Raw genomic sequence first — 17,926 nt, forward strand, 5'->3', positions numbered from 1 at the left:
CCGCGTCAGCCCTGCGCGAGCCGCTCGGTGAGCCGACGTAGCACCGTCTCCGGCACCAGGCCGGACACGTCGCCTCCGTACGTCGCGACCTCTTTGATGAGACTCGACGACAGAAAGCTGTAGAGGGGGTTCGTCGCGACGAACAACGTCTCCACTTCGGTAAGACCGTAGTTCATCTGCGCCATCTGCAACTCGTAGTCGAAGTCGGTGACGGCCCGCAGACCCTTGATGATGGCCGGGATCCCGCGTTCCCTGCAGAAGTTGACCAGCAACCCCTCGAAGGCCTCGACCTTGACGTTCCGGTACTGCTCGACCACCTCGTGGAGCATCTCGATGCGTTCCTCGATGGTGAACAGACCCGAGCGCTTGGCACGATTGAAGCCGATCGCCACGTAGACCTCGTCGTACAGGCTCGACGCCCGTCCGATGATGTCCAGATGGCCGTTGGTGACCGGGTCGAACGAACCGGGGCAGACGACTCGACGCAACGGAGGTTCCCCTCGAAATCGGGTGCCGACGGGTCCGGGCCCGATGGCCCGCCCGCCTGGTCAGGCTTGCGCGGCGCGACCGTACCAGAGCGTTCCCTCGCCGTAGCGACGGGATCTGATCTCGGCGAAATCGGCGGGCCACGCGAATGGCCCACCACGAGTGGCCCGTTCGACCACGATCAGCGCCTCGGGCGCCAACCAGCCGTGTTCGGCCAGTGCTTCGAGCAGCGCGCGCACGTCACCGTCGGTGACCACGTACGGCGGATCGAGGAAGACGACGTCGTACGGCTCCTCGACGCAGGGGATCGCGGCCGTCTTCTCCGCGCGGGCCGATCGCAGCTCCGCGCCGGGCAATGCGACGAGGCGGATGTTCGTGCGGATCGTGTTCGCCGCCCGGGGGTCGGACTCGACCAGCAGCGCCCGCGTCGCGCCGCGGGACAGCGCCTCCAGGCCGACCGCGCCGGAGCCCGCGAACAGGTCGAGCACTCGGGCGCCGTGCAGGTTGCCGCGCAACGAGCGAAGGGTGGAGAACAGTCCCTCGCGGGCCCGGTCCGAGGTCGGCCGGGTGTTCTCGCCGGGCGGGGTGGTCAGGCGTCGGCCGCCCGCCGCCCCGGCGATCACCCGGGTCATGCGCGTGCTCGCGGGCGGTGGGCGGGCTCGTGGGCGGCGCTGCGGGCGGGCCCGGCGTACGTATCCGGCATGGGGTCAACGCTATCGACTGGTCGCGGCCGACGAAATCCGGGCCGAGGCACGGTGCGCGACGCTTCGTTCACCCAAAGACACCGGCAGGTCGCCCGCAGCGAACCGTCACGTCGACGGCAACGGCACGAGCGACTTGCGTTCGCCCGCCGCGTTCAGAAGGAACAGTCCGGTACCTCGGCCTCGTTGCGGGTGCGCACGCCGGGCAGCCAGCCCTCGGCACCGGTGCCCAGCACCACCACCCGATACCAGTGCTTGGACCCGACGCCGGTCTCGTCGGTCACCCGCGGACCGTCCGCGCGCAGGCAGACCAGGAGCAGCCGGTCGCCGTGCCAGACCCGATCGGCCAGATCGGCCGTCCGCGACGACAACCTCGCCTCCTTGAAGACGCCGAGCGAACACTCGATCGTGCGCAGCTCGCGGCACGGCACCTCGGAGTTGAAGACCTCGCTCTGCACGCTGACCGCACGCGCGGCGGGCGGCCTGGGGGTCGGCCGGTCGACCGGGTCGTGCCGGCCGGCCAGGAAGGCACCCAGGCCGACCACGGCGACCACCAGCACCGCGGCGAGCACCACCGCGAACGCGCCGCGCCACACCGGGCGCGGTGCGGGCCGGCGCAGCACCCGCAGCGCCAGGCCGGGCGGTTCGACACACGCGGCGTCCGCGTCGCGCAGCCGGGTTCGCAGTTCGGCGACCGCGACGTCGGGGTCGTCGACATCGGGGGGCAACGGGTTCACCGGGAGACTCCTTCGTGTCGATCCCGGCGGCGGAACCGTCCGGTGGGGCCGCCCAGACCGACCCGCAGCCGGGTCAGGGCACGCTCGCGTGAGCGGGACACCGTCCCCCGGTGCACGCCGAGGATCTCGGCGGCCTGATCGATCGTGTATCCGTCCAGGTCGACCAGGAGCACCGCGGCGGCCTGTTTGGCGGGCAGCGAGCCGAGCATCCGCACCGCCTCCCACTCGGCCTCGCGCCGGGCGATCGCGTCGTCGCCGGCGCCGGACCGGGCCCGCTCCGCGGGCTCGGGCGGTTCGGGCAGCAACACCTGGCGGCTGCGGACGCGCCACATGTCGCGGGTGACGCTGACCAGGGCCCGGAAGGCGTAGGCGTAGGGCTCGGGATGGCCGAGCAGCCGGTCGGGTCTGCGGGCCAGCTTGAGGTACGTCTCGTGCACCGCGTCCTCGGCGCTGCCCTCGCCGGCGAGCAACACGGCCCGTCGATACAACCGAGGGAGCAACCCGCAAAAGAGCGCGTCGAAGCCCTGGTCCCCCGTACGTGCGTCCATGGCCCATTGGTAACCAACCGACGAGCTGTTCCGCGTGCTCCGAACGGGTGAGCCGTGGGGGCGCGCGGGAGCGGAACGAGGGCGGTCAGCCCTTGTCGAGGTACTCCGCGCGCTCGTCGTCCAGGATGCTGGCCAGCGCGCTGCGCAGGTCGTGGTGCTCGACCAGGTCCGGATCGTTCGCCACGATCGTGCTCGCCTCCTCGCGAGCGGCCACGATCAGTTCCTCGTCCCGGACGACTTCGAGCATGCGAAGCGACGAGCGCGAGCCGGACTGCGCGTCGCCGAGCACATCGCCCTCGCGGCGTTGTTCGAGGTCGATCCGGGACAGCTCGAATCCGTCCAGGGTCGCCGCGACCGCGTCCAGGCGCTCGCGCGCGGAGGTGCCGCCGGGCATCTCGCTGACCAGCAGGGTCAGGCCGGGAGCGCTGCCGCGGCCGACTCGGCCGCGGAGCTGGTGCAGTTGGGAGACGCCGAACCGGTCGGCGTCCATGATCACCATCGCGGTCGCGTTGGGCACGTTGACGCCGACCTCGATCACCGTGGTGGCCACCAGCACGTCCAGTTCGCCGGCGGTGAAGCGGCGCATCACGTCGTCCTTGTCGTCCGGAGCCATCCGGCCGTGCAGCACCGCGATCCGCAGCCCGGCCAGCGGACCGGCGGTCAGCGCCGCGGCGACGTCGAGCACGGCCAGCGGCGGTCGCCGCTCCTCGCCGTCCGCGGCGTCCGCGCCGATGTCCTCGGGGTCGTCCAGGTACGCCTCGGCGGGCAGGTCCTCGGCCGGTTTCGCGGCCTTGGCCTTCTTCTTGGCCTTCTTCTTCGCCTTCGGGTCGTCCTCCTCGTCGCCGATCCGCGGGCACACCACGTAGGCCTGGTGGCCGTTCTCCACCTCCTCGCGCACCCGCTGCCACGCGCGGTCGAGGAAGTGCGGCTTCTCCTTGGCCGGGACCACGTGCGTGGCGATCGGCGATCGGCCGGACGGGAGCTGGGCCAGGATCGAGGTCTCCAGGTCGCCGAACACGGTCATCGCCACCGTGCGCGGGATCGGCGTGGCGGTCATCACCAGCAGGTGCGGCGGACGTTTGCCCTTGCCGCGCAGCGCGTCGCGCTGTTCGACGCCGAAGCGGTGCTGCTCGTCGACCACGACCAGGCCCAGGTCGTGGAACCCCACCTTGTCCTCGATCAGCGCATGGGTGCCGATCGCGATCCCGGCCTCACCGGTGACCAGGTCCAGCAGCGCGGCACGGCGCGCGGGCACCCCCATCGAGCCGGTGAGCAGGGTGACCTTGGTGCCGATCTCCGACCCGCCGAGCATCCCGGCGCCCTCGGCCAGCGGTCCGAGCATCTCCACGATCGACCGATAGTGCTGCTGCGCGAGCACCTCGGTCGGCGCCAACAACGCGGTCTGTCCGCCGGCGTCGACCACGGTCAACATGCCCCGCAGCGCGACCAGCGTGTTGTGGGTGGGCGTGAAGTGATCGGTCACGTACAGGTGATCCCGGTGTCGGACGCGGATGCATTGCACCGGCTTGCGACCCACGTATTCGACGGCTCGAATACCCCGCCGGAAGGTCGTGGGTCCCGTTCTGCCGCGCAGCGGTTCCACCTTGCACCGCAGCCTGAACGGCGGGTGTTCGTCCGACAGTTCGACGCCGACGTGCCACGCATTGTGCGGTCGTTCGGAGCGCACCCGGGCGATCCCGCCGAGCGAACGGACCAGCCACGCCACGTCGTCCGCCAGACGGCGCGACACGGTGCGGAACGACACGGCGCGGCCTTCCGCGCCCAAGGTCCCGTCGGTGTCCAGCAGACCTTGGAGCAAGGCGTGCCGAGACTTCACATCGGCTGCCCGGAACACGTCGGGAACGAATGTGTCCCGGGACTCGAGTCCCCACAGGCCCGGCGCCCTCGACACGTCCGGCAGCGGATGGGAACCGACCCGGTTCTGCGGCGACAGATGCGGCACGCTCTCCACCGGTTCCGGGTCCGCCGTGGTGAACATCGACTCGTCACGGAACGAACCGTCTGCCAGCAGCACCCCCAGCAGGTACGGATCCATCGGCAGCGGCTCGCCGTTGCCCAGGTCGACGGGAACCACCGGCGGCAGGTACCACTTCGAACTGCCGTCCGCCGTCAGCAGGTCTTCGCGGATGTCTCGGGTGGTGAGCACCTCGAACGACTCGCCCCGATGTCCCGCGCCATCGCCGGCGACCTGCCACAGGTGCTCGTCGTCGCACTCCACCCGTGATCCGTCCGACAGGATCAGCCGCCACACGTCCCGCTCGCCCTGTGGAAAGACTCCATCGACGACGGTGCGCTCCCCACCGGGGGTGACGACTTCCTCGCCGACCCGAATGTCTCCCATCCGACGAAAGCCGCCCGGCGTCAGCACGAGCGCGTCCAGGGGCTGGGCCTTGCCGGCCCCGACCTCCCCCTGGAGCAGGCGGTGCATCGGATGTTCGGTGGCCAGGTCGGCCTCGATCTCGGCGCAGACCTCCTTTTGCCCGTCGGTGAGTTCGAACGGGAGGCGGGCGTCGAAGGCGTCCAGGATGCCGTTCGCGCGGCGCGGGCGGGCGACCGCGGACAGCGCCCGCGCGTCCCGACGGCGGCGGGCCAGGGCGATCTGCAGGACGAACGCCTCGTCCCACTTGAGCCGGTCCTTGGCCGCGGTGACGTCGTCCCACGAGGCCGGCCGGTGCACCTGGACGAGCGCCTCGGCCAGTCCCGGCATGCCGCGCCGCTCGCGCATCTCGGCGGGCAGCGGGTCGCCGACCTCGCCCAGCGTGTCCAGCGCCATGCCCACACACTGCGCGATCTTCCAGGACGGCATGTTGGCGGCGGCCGGATAGACCGGGATCAGCGCGCCGGCGAACAGGTTCGCCACACCGTCCTGATCGTCCTCGCCGACCAGTTGATAGTCGGGCTGGCTGAGCTGGATCACGTTGTTGAACCGACCCACCTTGCCCGCGAACAGGCCGCGCCGGCCCGGGCGCAGTTCCTCCTCGCGCCACGCCTGGTTGAAGAAGATCAGGGTGAGCTTGCCGCGCCCGTCGGTGACCTCGACCTCGAGCAGGTTGCCGCGCCGATTGCGGAACTGCCGCTTGGTCACCTTGGCGATCTCCGCCATCACGGTGACGTGTTCCTCGGGCTCCAGGCGGGAGAGGTCGGTCAGGCGCCCGCGCTCCGCGTAGCGCCGGGGGTAGTGGCGCAGCAGATCTCCGACGGTGTCCAGCTTGAGGGATTTGGCCAGCACCGTCGCCGTGCGGTCGCCGACGAGTTTCTTCAGCGGTTCGTCAAGGCGCGACATGCCGCCCAACGGTACTGGTCGACGCTGTCATCGAGGCCGCCCAAGCGCCGAGTCGCCGCTACTCGACCCCGATGAGCAGCGGATACACCTCCTGGCCGCCCTCGTAGACCATCACGTCCACGCCGAGCCGGGTGGCCCGCAGGTGGCGCTCGATCGCGGCGGCCAGGCCCGGCGGGCAGGCGCTGCCGGTGACCAGGGTGACCAGTTCGCCGCCGCCCGCGAGCATGCGGTCCACCAGCACGGTGCCGGTCTCGCGTTGGTCGTGGCCGATCACCGCGATGTCGCCCTCGATCACGCCGAGCACGTCGCCCGCCTGGCAGACGCCGGCCATCGTCCAGGACTCGCGCACGGCGACAGTGAGCGCGCCGTAGCGGGTGGCGCCGGCGGCCGAGGTCATCCCGACGATGTCCTGGTCGAAGCGCCGGCCGGGTTCGTGCACGGCGAGCGCGGCCAGGCCCTGTACGGCCGCCTTGGTCGGGATCACCTGGACCCGGATGCCGTGCGCCTGGGCCTGCTGGGCGGCCACCCCGGCCACCGCGTGGCAGTCGGCGTCGTTGGGCAGCAGCACCACCTCGCGCGCCTCGGTGCGCCGGATCGCGTCGACCAGGACCCCGGTGGAGGGCCGCCGGCCGGGTCCGGCCTGTACGACGTGCGCGCCGTTCTCGGCGAACAGCGTGGCCAGGCCGCCGCCCTGGGCGACCGCGACGATCCCGCGCGTGGGGGTGGGCTCGGGCGCGGTGAGGCCGGCGAGGGTGCGCTCCAGGTGGGTGATCCGGATCCGGTACGGCCGGCCCGCCTCGATGCCCGCCTCGACCGCCGCGCCCGCGTCGTCCACGTGCACGTGCACGTTCCACAATCCCTCGCCGCCGACCACCACGAGCGAGTCGCCGAGTGCGCCGAGCCGCTCGCGCAGCGCCGGCAGCGCGTGGTCGGGCGCGTCCAGCAGGTAGATCACCTCGAAGCCCGGGCCCTCGGTCGAGGTGTCCGGCCCGTCCGGTGCGGCGAACGGGACCGGCACCGGGGTCTGCACCTGGTGCGGGTGGATCCGGTACGCCGAGCGCTCGCCGGTCACCACCGCGAGCAGCGCGTCCAGGAGCACGGTCAGGCCACGCCCGCCCGCGTCCACCACGCCCGCCCGGCGCAGCACGTCCAGTTGCTCGGGGGTGCGGGCCAGGGCGCCGCGCGCCGCGGTCGCCGCGGCCCGGACCACCGGCCGAAGCTCCTCGCCCGCGCCGGCCGCGGCGTCGGCGGCGGCCCGGGCCACGGTGAGCATGGTGCCCTCGACCGGCCGGGCCACCGCGGCGTAGGCGGCGTCGGCGGCGGTGCACAGCGCGTGCGCCAGGGCGAGCCCGGCGGGCACCGCGCGGCCGCTCTCGAGCGCGGCGACCTGTTCGGCCTCCAGACGCTCCGCCATGCCGCGCAGGAGTTGGCTGAGGATCACCCCGGAGTTGCCGCGCGCGCCCATCAACGCGCCGTGCGCCAGCGCCCGGAAGGCGGTCGGCAGGTCGGGCTCGGGCAGGTCGCGAACGAACAGCGCGTCGACCTCGGCCGTTCCCGACTCCAGGGTCAGGAACAGGTTGGTGCCGGTGTCGCCGTCGGGGACGGGATACACGTTGAGGGCGTCGATTTCCTCGCGCGCTCGCCCCATCAGTTCCAAGGCGACGCGACCCCAGCGGCGTACCGCCGGACCGTCCAGCTCTCCCAGCAGGCCCTGCACGCCCACCTCCTGTACGAATCCGTCTCTGCGCGTCCCGTCCGCCGGTCACGTTATCGAGACGGGGAGCGGTGAAGCGGCCCACCCGGATGGGTTAGGCTTGGCGGGAAGCATGACGAGATCGGCTGATTGCGTATGCCCGGATCATCCCGGGTTCGCGCATCGCATGGTTCGTCGGTTACTCTTCTGCGGTTGTCCGGCATTCGGCCGGCACGTGTTCGTACGCAATTCCCATTCGTCTTTGGAGTGTTCCCGTGGCTGCCAACTGCGACGTCTGCGGCAAGGGGCCGGGCTTCGGCAACAGCATTTCGCACTCTCACCGCCGGACGCCCCGTCGCTGGAACCCCAACATCCAGACGGTGCGCGCGATGGTCGGTGCCACGCCGAAGCGCCTCAATGTCTGCACCTCTTGCATCAAGGCGGGCAAGGTTTCCCGCTAGTTGCTCGACTTCGAAGGGCCGGTCCACCTCACGGTGGACCGGCCCTTCGGCTTGTCCGGGGTGCCCGCCCGTCGAGTGAACCGGGACCCGTCGCCCGAGGCGACGAGTCCCGGCCCCCTCCGGGTCAGAACCCTTCCCGCCACCGCCACGCGTGATCGACCGGCCCGATCCCCTCGCCCAGCGGGAAGCCGGCCCGGATCGCGCCGGTGACGTATTCCTTGGCCGCGGCGACCGCGTCCGGCACCGTGTCGCCCAGGGCCAGCCGCGAGGCGATCGCGCTCGCCAACGTGCAGCCGGTGCCGTGGGTGTGCCGGTTGTCATAGCGCGGGCTGGTGAACCAGTACTCACGCGTCCCGTCGAACAGCAGGTCGGCGGCCTCTCCTTCGAGATGACCGCCCTTGACCAGGACCCAGCGCGCACCGAACGCCCGCACCGCCTCGGCCGCGCCGCGCATGTCGGCCCGCTCGCGCACCTTGTGCCCGGTCAGCAGCTCGACCTCGTACAGGTTGGGCGTGACGATCGTGGCGACCGGGAGCAGCCTGCTGCGCAGGGTCTCCAGCGCGTCGTTCGCCAGCAACGTGTCGCCGTGCTTGGAGGAGGCCACCGGATCGACCACCACGGGCGCGGACACCTCGGCCAGCAGCGCGGCGACCACCGCCACCAGGTTCGGCGAGGCCAGCATCCCGGTCTTGATCGCCTGTACACCGATGTCGTCCACGACACTGCGGAACTGCGCCCGCACCGCCTCCGCGGGCAGTTCCCAGTAGCCCTGCACACCGAGCGAGTTCTGCGCGGTCACCGCCGCGATCACGCTCATCCCGTGTACGCCGTGGGCCAGCATCGTCTTGAGGTCGGCCTGGATCCCGGCGCCACCGCCGGAGTCGGAGCCGGCCACCGTGAGCACGCGCGGAGGAGTCTGCACCATCCCGGCAGCCTATCCACGCCGCCCGCACCCTCGGCGTGCGCGCCCCTCAGCCCCGGTCGAAGTGGTCCCATCCGCCCGCCAAGCCCGGGTCCCGACCGTCCACGGTGACGCCGGTGCCGGCGTGTACGCGGCCGATCACCCGCCAGCGCGCGGGCAACGCGGTGCCCGCCGGGAAGGTGGCGACCAAGGCGTGGTCCTCGCCGCCGGTGAGCACCCAGTTCAGCGGGTCGGCGCCCAGCGCCCGGGCCACATCGCGCATCTGGGCGGGCACGTCCAGCCGGGCGGTGAGGATGTCGATCCGCACGTCGGAGGCGCGCGAGACGTGGCCCATGTCGGCGAGCAGGCCGTCGCTGATGTCGATCATCGAGGTCGCGCCGAGCATCGCCGCACCGGGACCGGCGTCGTAGGGCGGCTCGGGCCGGCGGTGTGCCTCCACGAACGCGCGCGGCGCGCGGTGCCCGTGGCCCAGGATCGCCAGCCCCGCCGCCGACCAGCCCAACCAGCCCGCGACCGCGAGCACGTCGCCGGGCCGGGCCCCGGCGCGGACCACCGGCGCCCGGCCCTGGAGGTCGCCCAGCGCGGTCACCGCGACGGTGACGGTGTCGCTGCCCACGACGTCGCCGCCGGCGACGCCCGCGCCGACCACCGCGCATTCGTCGCGCAGGCCGTCGTACAGCTCCAGCGCCCACCCGGTGGGCAGGTCGCGCGGGCCGCACAGACCGATCAGCAGCGCGGTGGGCACGGCGCCCATCGCCGCCACGTCGGCCAGATTCTGTGCGGCGGCCTTGCGGCCGACGTCGTACGCGGTGGACCAGTCCCGCCGGAAGTGTCGCCCCTCGACGAGCAGGTCCATGGTGGCCACCACCCGCCCGTCGGCGGCGGCGATCACGGCGGCGTCGTCGCCCGGCCCCAGGGACACGTGCGGCCCCGTCGGCACGCGGGCGACCAGTGCCCCGATCAGGCCGAATTCGCCGAGATCGCCCAGCGTCCCGCTCATCGCCGCTCTCCTGCCATGCCCATCAGCCTTGATCCGCCTCGTCGCCCGTGTTGAGCTGTGATCCGTCACCCGTGATCCATCGACTTCCGCTGTGGTCGCCGAAGCCCCACCGGGCCGACAATGGTCGCAGCAGCGGGGATCACGTCAAGATCCCATCATCCTGCGCGCCGGGAGGCCGTGGTGGTACAGGCATACATCCTGATCCAGACCGAGGTCGGCCGTTCGGCTGCGGTGGCCAGAGCGATCGCCGAGTTGCCGGGGGTGACCAGAGCGGACGACGTCACCGGCCCCTACGACGTGATCGTGCGGGCCGAAGCCCCCGATGTCGACCAGTTGGGTCGCATGGTGGTCGCCGAGGTGCAACGCATCGACGGCATCACCCGCACCCTGACCTGCCCGGTGGTCAACCTGGGCTGACCCGCGAACGTGGTCCGACGCACGGGACATCTAGGATCGAGCCCGTGCGTTCCTCTCGAATCCTCGCCGGACTACTCCCGGTCACACTGTCGCTGGCCGTGGCGTGCGACAGCGGTTCGGGCAACATCGAGGTCGCGGCGCCGACTCCGCCACCGGGCGCCGCGACCGACGCGTGTCGCGCCCTGCACGACGCACTCCCCGCGAAGGTGATGGACGCCGAGGCCCGCAAGACCTCGCCGGAGTCCACCCTGACCGCCGCCTGGGGAAACCCGGCGATCGTGCTCCGCTGCGGCGTGGGACTGCCCGCCTCGCTGCGCGTGGTGGACCCCGACAAGGTCGGCTCCGAACCCCGCGACTCGGTCACCGTCAACGGCGTGATCTGGAACTTCGCGAAGTACGCCGACGGCGTCCGCTTCACCACGGTCTACCGCGAAGCCAACGTCGAAATGACCGTCCCCAAAAAATTCGCCGAACCGGCCGCCCCCCTCACCGACATCGCCGAAGCGGTAACCCACGCCGTCCCCACCACCCTGAACCTGACCGAACCCGACTGACCCCCACCACGTCAGCGCCCCCAACCCAGCCAAGACCTCGTAGGCCCCGCCCACCCGCCACACCCCCGGCGCGTCAGCGCCCCCGAGACAGGCAAGCCGCGCGATCGACGCGCGCAGCGCGGAGAGCGGCGGAGCCGCAAAACAAAGACTTCGTGCCCCGGAGCGAAGCGCAGGGACACGAAGTCACGAGCGAGGGGCCACTTTTTGCGGAGGAGCGTCAGCGGGGGAGCAAAAAGTGGCCCCTCGCGAGCCGGCGCCGAAGGCGCCCAATAAAAAGCAACGCCCCATCGCCGAAAGCCGCCCACCCCGCCCGCTCCGCTCACGACCCAGGCCCGGTCATGCGGTTGAGCCCGCGTCGTGGACTTCCCGCCTCGCTCCACTCACGACCCAGCTCCGAACACCGCCCCCGCCCAACGACCCAGCCACTCAAACCCCGGGTGGGCCGGCCTCACCAAACCCCGACCCACCCCTACCTACCAACCCGCCCAACTAACGCAGCAAAGCGTTGGGCCGTCGCAACGCTGCCTGAATCAGGCGGTCAACCAGCTCGGCATAGTCCACGCCCGTCGCCTGCCACATGCTCGGGAACATCGATACCGGGGTGAAGCCCGGCATCGTGTTGACCTCGTTGATCACGAAGTGGCCGTTCTCCAGCAGGAAGAAGTCGACCCGGGCCAGCCCCTCGCAGGACAGCGCCTCGAAGGCGGCGACCGCGAGCCGCTGCACCTCGGCGGTCTCCTCCTTGGTCAGCGACGCCGGCACGTCCAACTGGGTGCCGTTGTCCGGCAGGTACTTCGCGGCGAAGTCGTAGAACTCGTGCTCCCCGCCGACCCGGACCTCGGCCGGCAGGCTCGCGCGCGGTCCGTCCTCGAACTCCAGGACGCCGCACTCGATCTCCCGCCCGACCAGCATGCCTTCGACGATCACCTTGGGATCGTGTCGGCGGGCCTCCTCGATCGCCGCGTCCAGGTCCTCGATCCGGTGCACCTTGGTGATGCCCATGCTGGAGCCGGCGCGGGCCGGTTTGACGAACACCGGGAAGCCGAGCGAGGAGACCGCCTCGCGCACGGCGGCCGGGTCGCGCTCCCATTCCCGCGGGCGCACCGTGGCGTACGGGCCCGACGGCAGGCCGAACCCGCTGAACAGGGCCTTCATGTATTCCTTGTCCATGCTCGCCGCGCTGGCGAGCACGCCGGACCCGACGTACGGGACCTGGGCAAGTTCCAGGAAGCCCTGGAACGTACCGTCCTCGCCGTAGGGGCCGTGCAGGAGCGGGAAGACCACGTCGATCTCGCCGAGCAGCTTGGGCATGGCGCCGGGTTCGAGCACGGTGATCTCGCGCGACGTGGGGTCGGCGGCAAGCATGACGGCCGCGGACGAGTCCGCGACATCGGCCACCGCGGGCAGCCGGTCGCCGCGGATCGCCAGCCGTTCGGGATCGTCACCGACGAGCAGCCAACGCCCGTCGGTGCCGATGCCGATCGGCAGCACGTCGTACTTGGAGCGGTCGATCGCGGCCAACACGCTCCCTGCGGTGACGCAGGAGATCGCGTGCTCGGAGCTGCGGCCGCCGAAGACGACCGCGACGCGGGGGCGCGAACTGGGGTGGGGGGTGGCGGAAACGTCGTTCATGGTCGGACGACCCTATCCCTCCTGCTGTTCGAATGCGCCGAGGCCCGCCCGGCACAGGCATCGAAGTCACCGAATCCACACGGCACTCGGCCCCGATCCGACCGCGCCGCGACCGAACGAACCACCGACCGAGCCGGACACCGCGACGCCCCCGGCCGCTCCCCCGGCGCGTCGGCGCCCGCGGACTCGATCGTCGACCGATGATCGACGAACCCGCGAGGAGAACGGCCTGAGGCCACCGGCGGCACGGCCACCACCGCGCGCAGCGCCCTAACGCTCCGGCTTCGCCGAGCGGGAAAGCAGCGCCATGCCGACCGACGGCGGCTTCCCCCCGTGCATGATCGAGACGACCACGTCGGTGATCGGCATCTCCACCCCGTACCGCCGCGCGAGCAGTTGCACGGATTCGCAGGACTTGAAGCCCTCGGCGATCTGTCGGCTGTCCCGTACGGCCTCCTCGATCGGCATGCCGCGGCCGATCTTCTCGCCGAACGTGCGGTTGCGCGACAGCGGCGAGGTGCACGTGGCCACCAGGTCGCCGAGGCCGGCCAGGCCCGCGAAGGTGTGCGCGTCGGCACCCATCGCCGCGCCCAGTCGGGCGGTCTCGGCCAGCCCGCGGGTGATCAGCGTGGCCTTGGTGTTGTCGCCCATGCCCATGCCGTCGGCCATCCCGACGGCGAGCGCGATCACGTTCTTGACCGCGCCGCCGAGTTCGGCGCCGACCACGTCGGTGTTGGTGTACGGGCGGAAGTAGGACGTGTGGCAGGCCGCCTGGAGTCGCCGGGCGACCTCTTCGTCGACGCACGCCACCACGCTCGCGGCGGGCTGGCGCTGGGCGATCTCGGGCGCCAGGTTGGGCCCGCTGACCACCGCGATCCGGCCCTCGGGCACGCCGGTGACCTCGCGGATCACCTCGCTCATCCGGTTGGCGGTGCCCAGTTCGACGCCCTTCATCAGGCTGACCAGGATCGCCTCGTCGGAGAGCAGCGGCGCCCACGTGGTGAGGTTGCCGCGCAACGTCTGCGACGGCACCGAGAGCACCACGAACTCCGCGCCCTCGGCCGCCTTCGCCGCGTCCGTGGTGGCCTGGATCCCGACGGGAAGCGCGATCCCGGGCAGGTACTCGTCGTTCTCGTGCCGCACGTTGATCGCGTCGGCCATCTCCTGGCGCCGGCCCCACATCACCACGTCGCAACCCGCCTCGGCGAGCACGATCGAGAAGGCGGTGCCCCAGGAACCCATGCCGAATACCGCGCAGCGCGTCATGCGCGGCCATCCTCGGTGTGCTCGGTCCCGGCGCGCTCGCCCACCGGGTGCTCGGTCTCGACCTTCGCGGTGTCCTTGCGCGCGGGCTCGGCGTGGCTCGGCTCCGGCCGGGCGACCTGCTCGACCAGGCTCTTCTCGACCGAGCCCGTCTTGACCAGGTCGTGCTCGACCGGCTCCGGCTCGACCGGCTCGATCCCGGCCTCCGACCGGCGGCCGGACACCCGACGCACGCCGGCGTCCGGCGGGGCGGGCTCGTCGCGCAGCTCGGCCAACAATTCGGTCACCGCCTCCATGATGCGATCGGTCGCCCCGCGCAACACGTCGGAGGTCAGTTCACGGCCGCGGAACTCGTCCAGGTCCACCGGCGGGCCGGCCAGTATGTGCATGGTCTTGCGCGGCAGCAGGCGCGGGCGCTTGCCGTACGGCGGCAACAGCTCGTGTGCGCCCCACTGGGCGATCGGGATGACCGGGGCGCCGGTGCTCAGCGCGATCCGGGCCGCGCCGGTCTTGCCCGGCATCGGCCACAGGTCCTTGTCCCGGGTGATGGTGCCCTCCGGGTAGACCGCGACGCACTCGCCCTTCTCGACCGCCTCCACCGCCGCGCGGAACGCGAGCGCGGCATCGGCGGAGTCCCGATAGACCGGGATCTGGCCGGCGCCGGCCAGCACCCGGCCGACGAAGGGAATCTTGAACAGGCCGGATTTCGCCAGGAAGCGCGGCACCCGGCCGCTGTCGTACTGATAGTGCGCGTAGGTCAGCGGGTCGACATAGGAGATGTGGTTCACCGCCGTGACGAACCCGCCCGACGTCGGGATGTTCTCGGTGCCCCGCCAGTCACGCTTGGTGAACAGCAACAACAGGGGCTTGATCACCACGACCGCCAGGCGGTACCAGAAACCGATCCTTCGGCGGGCCACCGGCGTTCCTCCCGTTCATGTGTTTCAGATCTGTGCGTGTCGACGCGGAAGTCCCGCTGTGGAGTTCCGCTGCCGTGTCGCTCCTCACACAATCGACGTTCCCCGCGAGAAGCGCGGAACATCGATTCTGACGGAACATCGATTCTGTACACGCGGACCCCATAGTTTCCCCCGGGCCTTCCGCATTGTCGAGAAACGTCCTCGTCGACCGACGAGGATATGGGCTTACGGTACGGATGCGAGGATCTTGCCGATGTCCCCCGCCACGGATTCCACCGATCGGCGCCGGCCCGCCGGAAACGGTCGCACCGCACCCTCCGGCACGCGCGCGTGGCGGCTCGTGGTGCCGGTGAAGCCGTTGTCGATCGCCAAGAGCCGCCTCGCCGGCACGATCGGTCCCGGCCATCGCCCCGAACTCGCCCTCGCCTTCGCGCTCGACACCGTGCGGGCGGCGCTGACCTGCCCGCGCGTGCACGGTGTGCTCGTGGTCACCGACGACGTCCGGGTCGCCGGCGCGATCCGGGCGCTCGGCGCGGACGTACTGGCCGACGTCGGCGGCGGCCTGAACGCCGCGCTCGCGCACGGGGCCCGGTCGGCCGGCGCGGCACGACCGCGGACCGGGGTGGCCGCGCTGTCCGCCGACCTTCCGGCTTTGCGGGCCGAGGAGTTGGATCGGGTGTTGGCCGCCGCGACGTTCGCGCGGCGGGCCTTCCTGGCGGACGCGGCGGGGGTGGGCACCACGTTGCTGACCGCCGCGCCGGGAGTGTCGTTGGCGCCCGGCTTCGAGGGTCGCTCGCGGGCTCGGCACCTGGCCTCGGGAGCGGTCGAACTCACGCCCTACGACGTGGATTCGGTGCGCCGGGACGTGGATACCGGCGAGGATCTGCGGGCCGCGATCGCGCTCGGCGTCGGCACGGCCACCGCCGCGGTGCTCCCGTCCGTGCCGTTTTCGCCTCGGGCCGCCGCTTCCTGACGCCGCGTCGGATCGGCGGGCGGCGCGGCAGCCGTCACAATGAGGGCATGCAGGGCACCGTGTACACCTTCGAGACCGATTCGCGAGAGGGCGTCGTGCTGCTCGACGACGGCTCTCCCGTGCCCTTCGACGCGGCGGCGTTCGACGCCGGCGGAATGCGCTTCCTGCGGCCCGGCCAACGGGTGCGGATGACCATGGACACAACGGGTGATCGAGTGGTGCTGGTGACGCTGTACACGTTGCCTGATCCGCTGCGCTGAGTTCGACGCCGGCGCCCGGCGACCGCACCGACCCGTGATCCGGGACACGGCGACGGGCCGGAACCCACGCGTGTGGGTTCCGGCCCGTCGCCGTCGTCCGGCGGTTCGCCGGCTCGGGAAATCCGCCGCGTCAGGCCTTCTTGGCCGCGCGCTTGGTAGCGGGCTTCTTCGTCGCCGGCGCCTTGGCGGCAGCGGCGGGCTTGGCCGCGGCCGGCTTGGCGGTCGCGGCCTTCGGCGCGGCCTTGGTCGCCTTCGCCTTGGTCGCCGGAGCCTTCGCCGCGGCCGGCGTGCTCTTGACGGCCTTGGTGGTGGTGGCCTTGGCGGTGCCGGTCGCGGCCTTGGCGGTGACCTTCTTCGCCGCGGCCGGCTTGCTCGCGGCCTTGGTCGCGGGCGCCTTGGTGGCGGGCGCCTTGGTCGCCTTCTTGGCGGCGGGCTTGGCAACCGCCGTCGTCTTGGCGGCCGCCGCGGTCTTGCGGGTGGTGGCGGCAGGCGTCTTGACCGCCGCGGCGCGCGAGGTGGCCGGCTTCGCCGGTGCCTTCTTCGCCGCGGTCGCCTTGCGGGTCGTCGCCTTCGCGGCGGGCGCCGTGGCGTCCGTCGCGACCACGCGCGGAGTCGGGCTGCTCTTGGCGGCCGCGCTCTTCACGTTGGGCTTGGGGAGCTTCTTGGTCCCGCTGGTGTAGTCCTTGAAGCCCTGGCCCGCGCGGAAGCGCGGCACCGAGGTCTTCTTGACGCGCACCCGCTCACCGGTCTGCGGGTTGCGGGCGTATCGAGCCGGACGGTCCACCTTCTCGAACGAGCCGAAGCCCGTGATGGACACCCGGTCTCCCGCCGTGACCGCACGAACGATGGTGTCGAGGACGGCATCGACTGCCTCTGCGGCGGCCTTGCGGCCACCCAGTCGGTCAGCGACCGCCTCGACGAGCTGCGCCTTGTTCACGTCTTCCCCTTCGGAAACCGATGCCGGGACAGTTCAGCCGGCATTGGGCACGCTAAGCATCCAAAAGTGCCGAAGCAATTACCGAACGGGCGAATCACCCTTGTGTCGCAACGGATTCAGGCTTCGGCGGTGTCCCGCGAACTCGCGGGCCCCGCGTCCAACTCGTCCATGAGCTTGGTCAGTCGCCGCGAGGCGTCCGCCAAATCATGCTTTGCCGCGTCGGTGATGACCAACAAGCGGCGTATTAGCGCCACTTTAGCCTCGTTCGGTAGTCGGAGCCTACGCACCCGGGCGTGGGCGACCTTCAACCGGGTGGCCAGTTCGGCGAAGAGTTCCACTTCTTCGAACTCGTTCACGTGTCGGCCTTGGTGCTCCACACCGCAATTGTGACAGCTCATCCGGCTATGGGCACAACGGGGCGCCCTTCGGGGGCGGACACCGAACATGCGAACGGCGGGACGCAACCGCGTCCCGCCGTTCGATCCTCGCAGATTTGCCTACTGCGTAAGGGAGTTGCCGATCAGCCCACCGGCTGGGTGTGCGGCAGCCAGGTCGGCCTGGTCGCCTCGAACGAGGTGACATCCTCCTCGTGACGCAGGGTCAGACCGATGTCGTCCAGCCCTTCGAGCAGCCGCCAACGCGTGTAGTCGTCGATCTCGAAGTCGGCGACGAGCTCGCCCGCGCGCACCTGACGGCCCACCAGATCCACGGTGATCTCGGCGGTCGGGTCGGCTTCGGTCAACGCCCACAGGCGTTCGACGGTCTCCTGCGGCAGCACGACGGTCAGCAGACCGCCCTTTTGCGAGTTGCCCCGGAAGATGTCCGCGAACCGGGCCGAGATGACGGCCTTGAACCCGTAGTTCTGCAGGGCCCACACCGCGTGCTCACGCGAGGACCCGGTGCCGAAGTCGGGGCCGGCCACCAGCACGGTGGCGCCCGCGCGCTCGGGCCGGTTCAGTACGAACTCCGGGTTCTTGCGCCAGGCTTCGAACAATCCGTCCTCGAAGCCGTCGCGGGTGACCTTCTTGAGCCAGTGCGCGGGGATGATCTGGTCGGTGTCCACGTTGCTCTCGCGCAGCGGGACGGCCGTTCCGGTGTGGGTGGTGAAGGCTTCCATC

Annotated in this window: 19 protein-coding genes; 5 read left to right on the forward strand and 14 right to left on the reverse strand. The window is 71.3% G+C overall.

The features are described from left to right. Window positions 1-5: 5 nt before the first annotated feature. The 6 genes from coaD to ACH4U8_RS03780 form a co-directional block, all read right to left on the reverse strand. Window positions 6-488, reverse strand: a complete 483-nt coding sequence (gene coaD, locus ACH4U8_RS03755) for a pantetheine-phosphate adenylyltransferase (protein WP_360310669.1) — start codon at window positions 486-488, stop codon at window positions 6-8. Between the two features lie 60 nt (window positions 489-548). Then, window positions 549-1,118, reverse strand: coding sequence for a 16S rRNA (guanine(966)-N(2))-methyltransferase RsmD (gene rsmD / locus ACH4U8_RS03760; RefSeq protein WP_395775740.1), 570 nt, complete (start codon window positions 1,116-1,118; stop codon window positions 549-551). 224 nt (window positions 1,119-1,342) lie between these two features. Then, entirely contained in the window at window positions 1,343-1,924 is a 582-nt protein-coding gene (locus ACH4U8_RS03765) for a hypothetical protein (protein ID WP_360310673.1), read from the reverse strand. Further along, the gene (locus ACH4U8_RS03770) at window positions 1,921-2,472 is read right to left on the reverse strand and encodes an RNA polymerase sigma factor (protein ID WP_360310675.1); all 552 of its coding nucleotides are present in this window, start codon (window positions 2,470-2,472) and stop codon (window positions 1,921-1,923) included. Before ACH4U8_RS03770 ends, ACH4U8_RS03765 begins: the two co-directional genes overlap by 4 nt. An 85-nt stretch (window positions 2,473-2,557) precedes the next feature. Continuing rightward, window positions 2,558-5,776, reverse strand: a complete 3,219-nt coding sequence (locus ACH4U8_RS03775) for a helicase-related protein (protein WP_395775741.1) — start codon at window positions 5,774-5,776, stop codon at window positions 2,558-2,560. A 58-nt stretch (window positions 5,777-5,834) separates the two neighbouring features. Beyond that, entirely contained in the window at window positions 5,835-7,499 is a 1,665-nt protein-coding gene (locus ACH4U8_RS03780; RefSeq protein WP_379989189.1) for a DAK2 domain-containing protein, read from the reverse strand. 245 nt (window positions 7,500-7,744) lie between these two features. Between ACH4U8_RS03780 and rpmB the strand changes: the two genes are divergently transcribed. Next, the gene (rpmB, locus tag ACH4U8_RS03785; RefSeq protein ID WP_079026714.1) at window positions 7,745-7,930 is read left to right on the forward strand and encodes a 50S ribosomal protein L28; all 186 of its coding nucleotides are present in this window, start codon (window positions 7,745-7,747) and stop codon (window positions 7,928-7,930) included. A gap of 124 nt (window positions 7,931-8,054) precedes the next feature. Here the strand turns inward: rpmB and thiD are convergent, their stop codons facing one another. Both thiD and ACH4U8_RS03795 read right to left on the reverse strand, forming a co-directional pair. Beyond that, window positions 8,055-8,855, reverse strand: coding sequence for a bifunctional hydroxymethylpyrimidine kinase/phosphomethylpyrimidine kinase (thiD, locus tag ACH4U8_RS03790; RefSeq protein ID WP_360310681.1), 801 nt, complete (start codon window positions 8,853-8,855; stop codon window positions 8,055-8,057). Between the two features lie 46 nt (window positions 8,856-8,901). Continuing rightward, window positions 8,902-9,852 (reverse strand): thiamine-phosphate kinase, encoded by a 951-nt coding sequence (locus tag ACH4U8_RS03795; RefSeq protein WP_395775742.1) that lies wholly within the window; start codon window positions 9,850-9,852, stop codon window positions 8,902-8,904. Between the two features lie 180 nt (window positions 9,853-10,032). On the opposite strand from ACH4U8_RS03795, the gene ACH4U8_RS03800 reads away from it, so the two are divergent. Continuing rightward, the gene (locus ACH4U8_RS03800; protein ID WP_360310685.1) at window positions 10,033-10,269 is read left to right on the forward strand and encodes an Lrp/AsnC ligand binding domain-containing protein; all 237 of its coding nucleotides are present in this window, start codon (window positions 10,033-10,035) and stop codon (window positions 10,267-10,269) included. A gap of 44 nt (window positions 10,270-10,313) precedes the next feature. Further along, window positions 10,314-10,823, forward strand: a complete 510-nt coding sequence (locus ACH4U8_RS03805; RefSeq protein WP_395775743.1) for a DUF3515 family protein — start codon at window positions 10,314-10,316, stop codon at window positions 10,821-10,823. Window positions 10,824-11,312: 489 nt separating this feature from the next. On the opposite strand, the gene ACH4U8_RS03810 is transcribed toward ACH4U8_RS03805, so the two are convergent. The 3 genes from ACH4U8_RS03810 to ACH4U8_RS03820 all read right to left on the reverse strand — a co-directional run bounded on the left by ACH4U8_RS03810 (window position 11,313) and on the right by ACH4U8_RS03820 (window position 14,638). Beyond that, window positions 11,313-12,455 carry a D-alanine--D-alanine ligase family protein gene (locus tag ACH4U8_RS03810; RefSeq protein WP_395775744.1) on the reverse strand — a complete coding sequence of 381 codons (1,143 nt, stop codon included), beginning with the start codon at window positions 12,453-12,455 and terminating at the stop codon, window positions 11,313-11,315. Window positions 12,456-12,725: 270 nt separating this feature from the next. Next, a complete protein-coding gene (locus ACH4U8_RS03815) occupies window positions 12,726-13,721 on the reverse strand; it encodes an NAD(P)H-dependent glycerol-3-phosphate dehydrogenase (protein WP_360310691.1) in 996 nt (331 codons plus the stop codon). Continuing rightward, the gene (locus ACH4U8_RS03820) at window positions 13,718-14,638 is read right to left on the reverse strand and encodes a lysophospholipid acyltransferase family protein (RefSeq protein ID WP_395775745.1); all 921 of its coding nucleotides are present in this window, start codon (window positions 14,636-14,638) and stop codon (window positions 13,718-13,720) included. The genes ACH4U8_RS03815 and ACH4U8_RS03820 overlap by 4 nt, the downstream gene beginning before the upstream one ends. 253 nt (window positions 14,639-14,891) lie before the next feature. On the opposite strand from ACH4U8_RS03820, the gene cofC reads away from it, so the two are divergent. Further along, window positions 14,892-15,611 (forward strand): 2-phospho-L-lactate guanylyltransferase, encoded by a 720-nt coding sequence (gene cofC / locus ACH4U8_RS03825; protein ID WP_360310695.1) that lies wholly within the window; start codon window positions 14,892-14,894, stop codon window positions 15,609-15,611. A 47-nt stretch (window positions 15,612-15,658) separates the two neighbouring features. After that, a complete protein-coding gene (locus ACH4U8_RS03830) occupies window positions 15,659-15,871 on the forward strand; it encodes a hypothetical protein (RefSeq protein ID WP_395775746.1) in 213 nt (70 codons plus the stop codon). A 130-nt stretch (window positions 15,872-16,001) separates the two neighbouring features. On the opposite strand, the gene ACH4U8_RS03835 is transcribed toward ACH4U8_RS03830, so the two are convergent. The 3 genes from ACH4U8_RS03835 to leuD all read right to left on the reverse strand — a co-directional run bounded on the left by ACH4U8_RS03835 (window position 16,002) and on the right by leuD (window position 17,925). Continuing rightward, entirely contained in the window at window positions 16,002-16,808 is an 807-nt protein-coding gene (locus tag ACH4U8_RS03835; RefSeq protein WP_395775747.1) for an HU family DNA-binding protein, read from the reverse strand. Between the two features lie 116 nt (window positions 16,809-16,924). Beyond that, window positions 16,925-17,185 (reverse strand): hypothetical protein, encoded by a 261-nt coding sequence (locus ACH4U8_RS03840; protein ID WP_379992908.1) that lies wholly within the window; start codon window positions 17,183-17,185, stop codon window positions 16,925-16,927. Window positions 17,186-17,328: 143 nt separating this feature from the next. After that, complete coding sequence (leuD, locus tag ACH4U8_RS03845; protein ID WP_395775748.1) at window positions 17,329-17,925, reverse strand: 3-isopropylmalate dehydratase small subunit; 597 nt, start codon at window positions 17,923-17,925, stop codon at window positions 17,329-17,331. Window position 17,926: the final 1 nt, after the last annotated feature.

Source organism: Embleya sp. NPDC020886 (assembly GCF_044333915.1).
Taxonomy (GTDB): domain Bacteria; phylum Actinomycetota; class Actinomycetes; order Streptomycetales; family Streptomycetaceae; genus Embleya.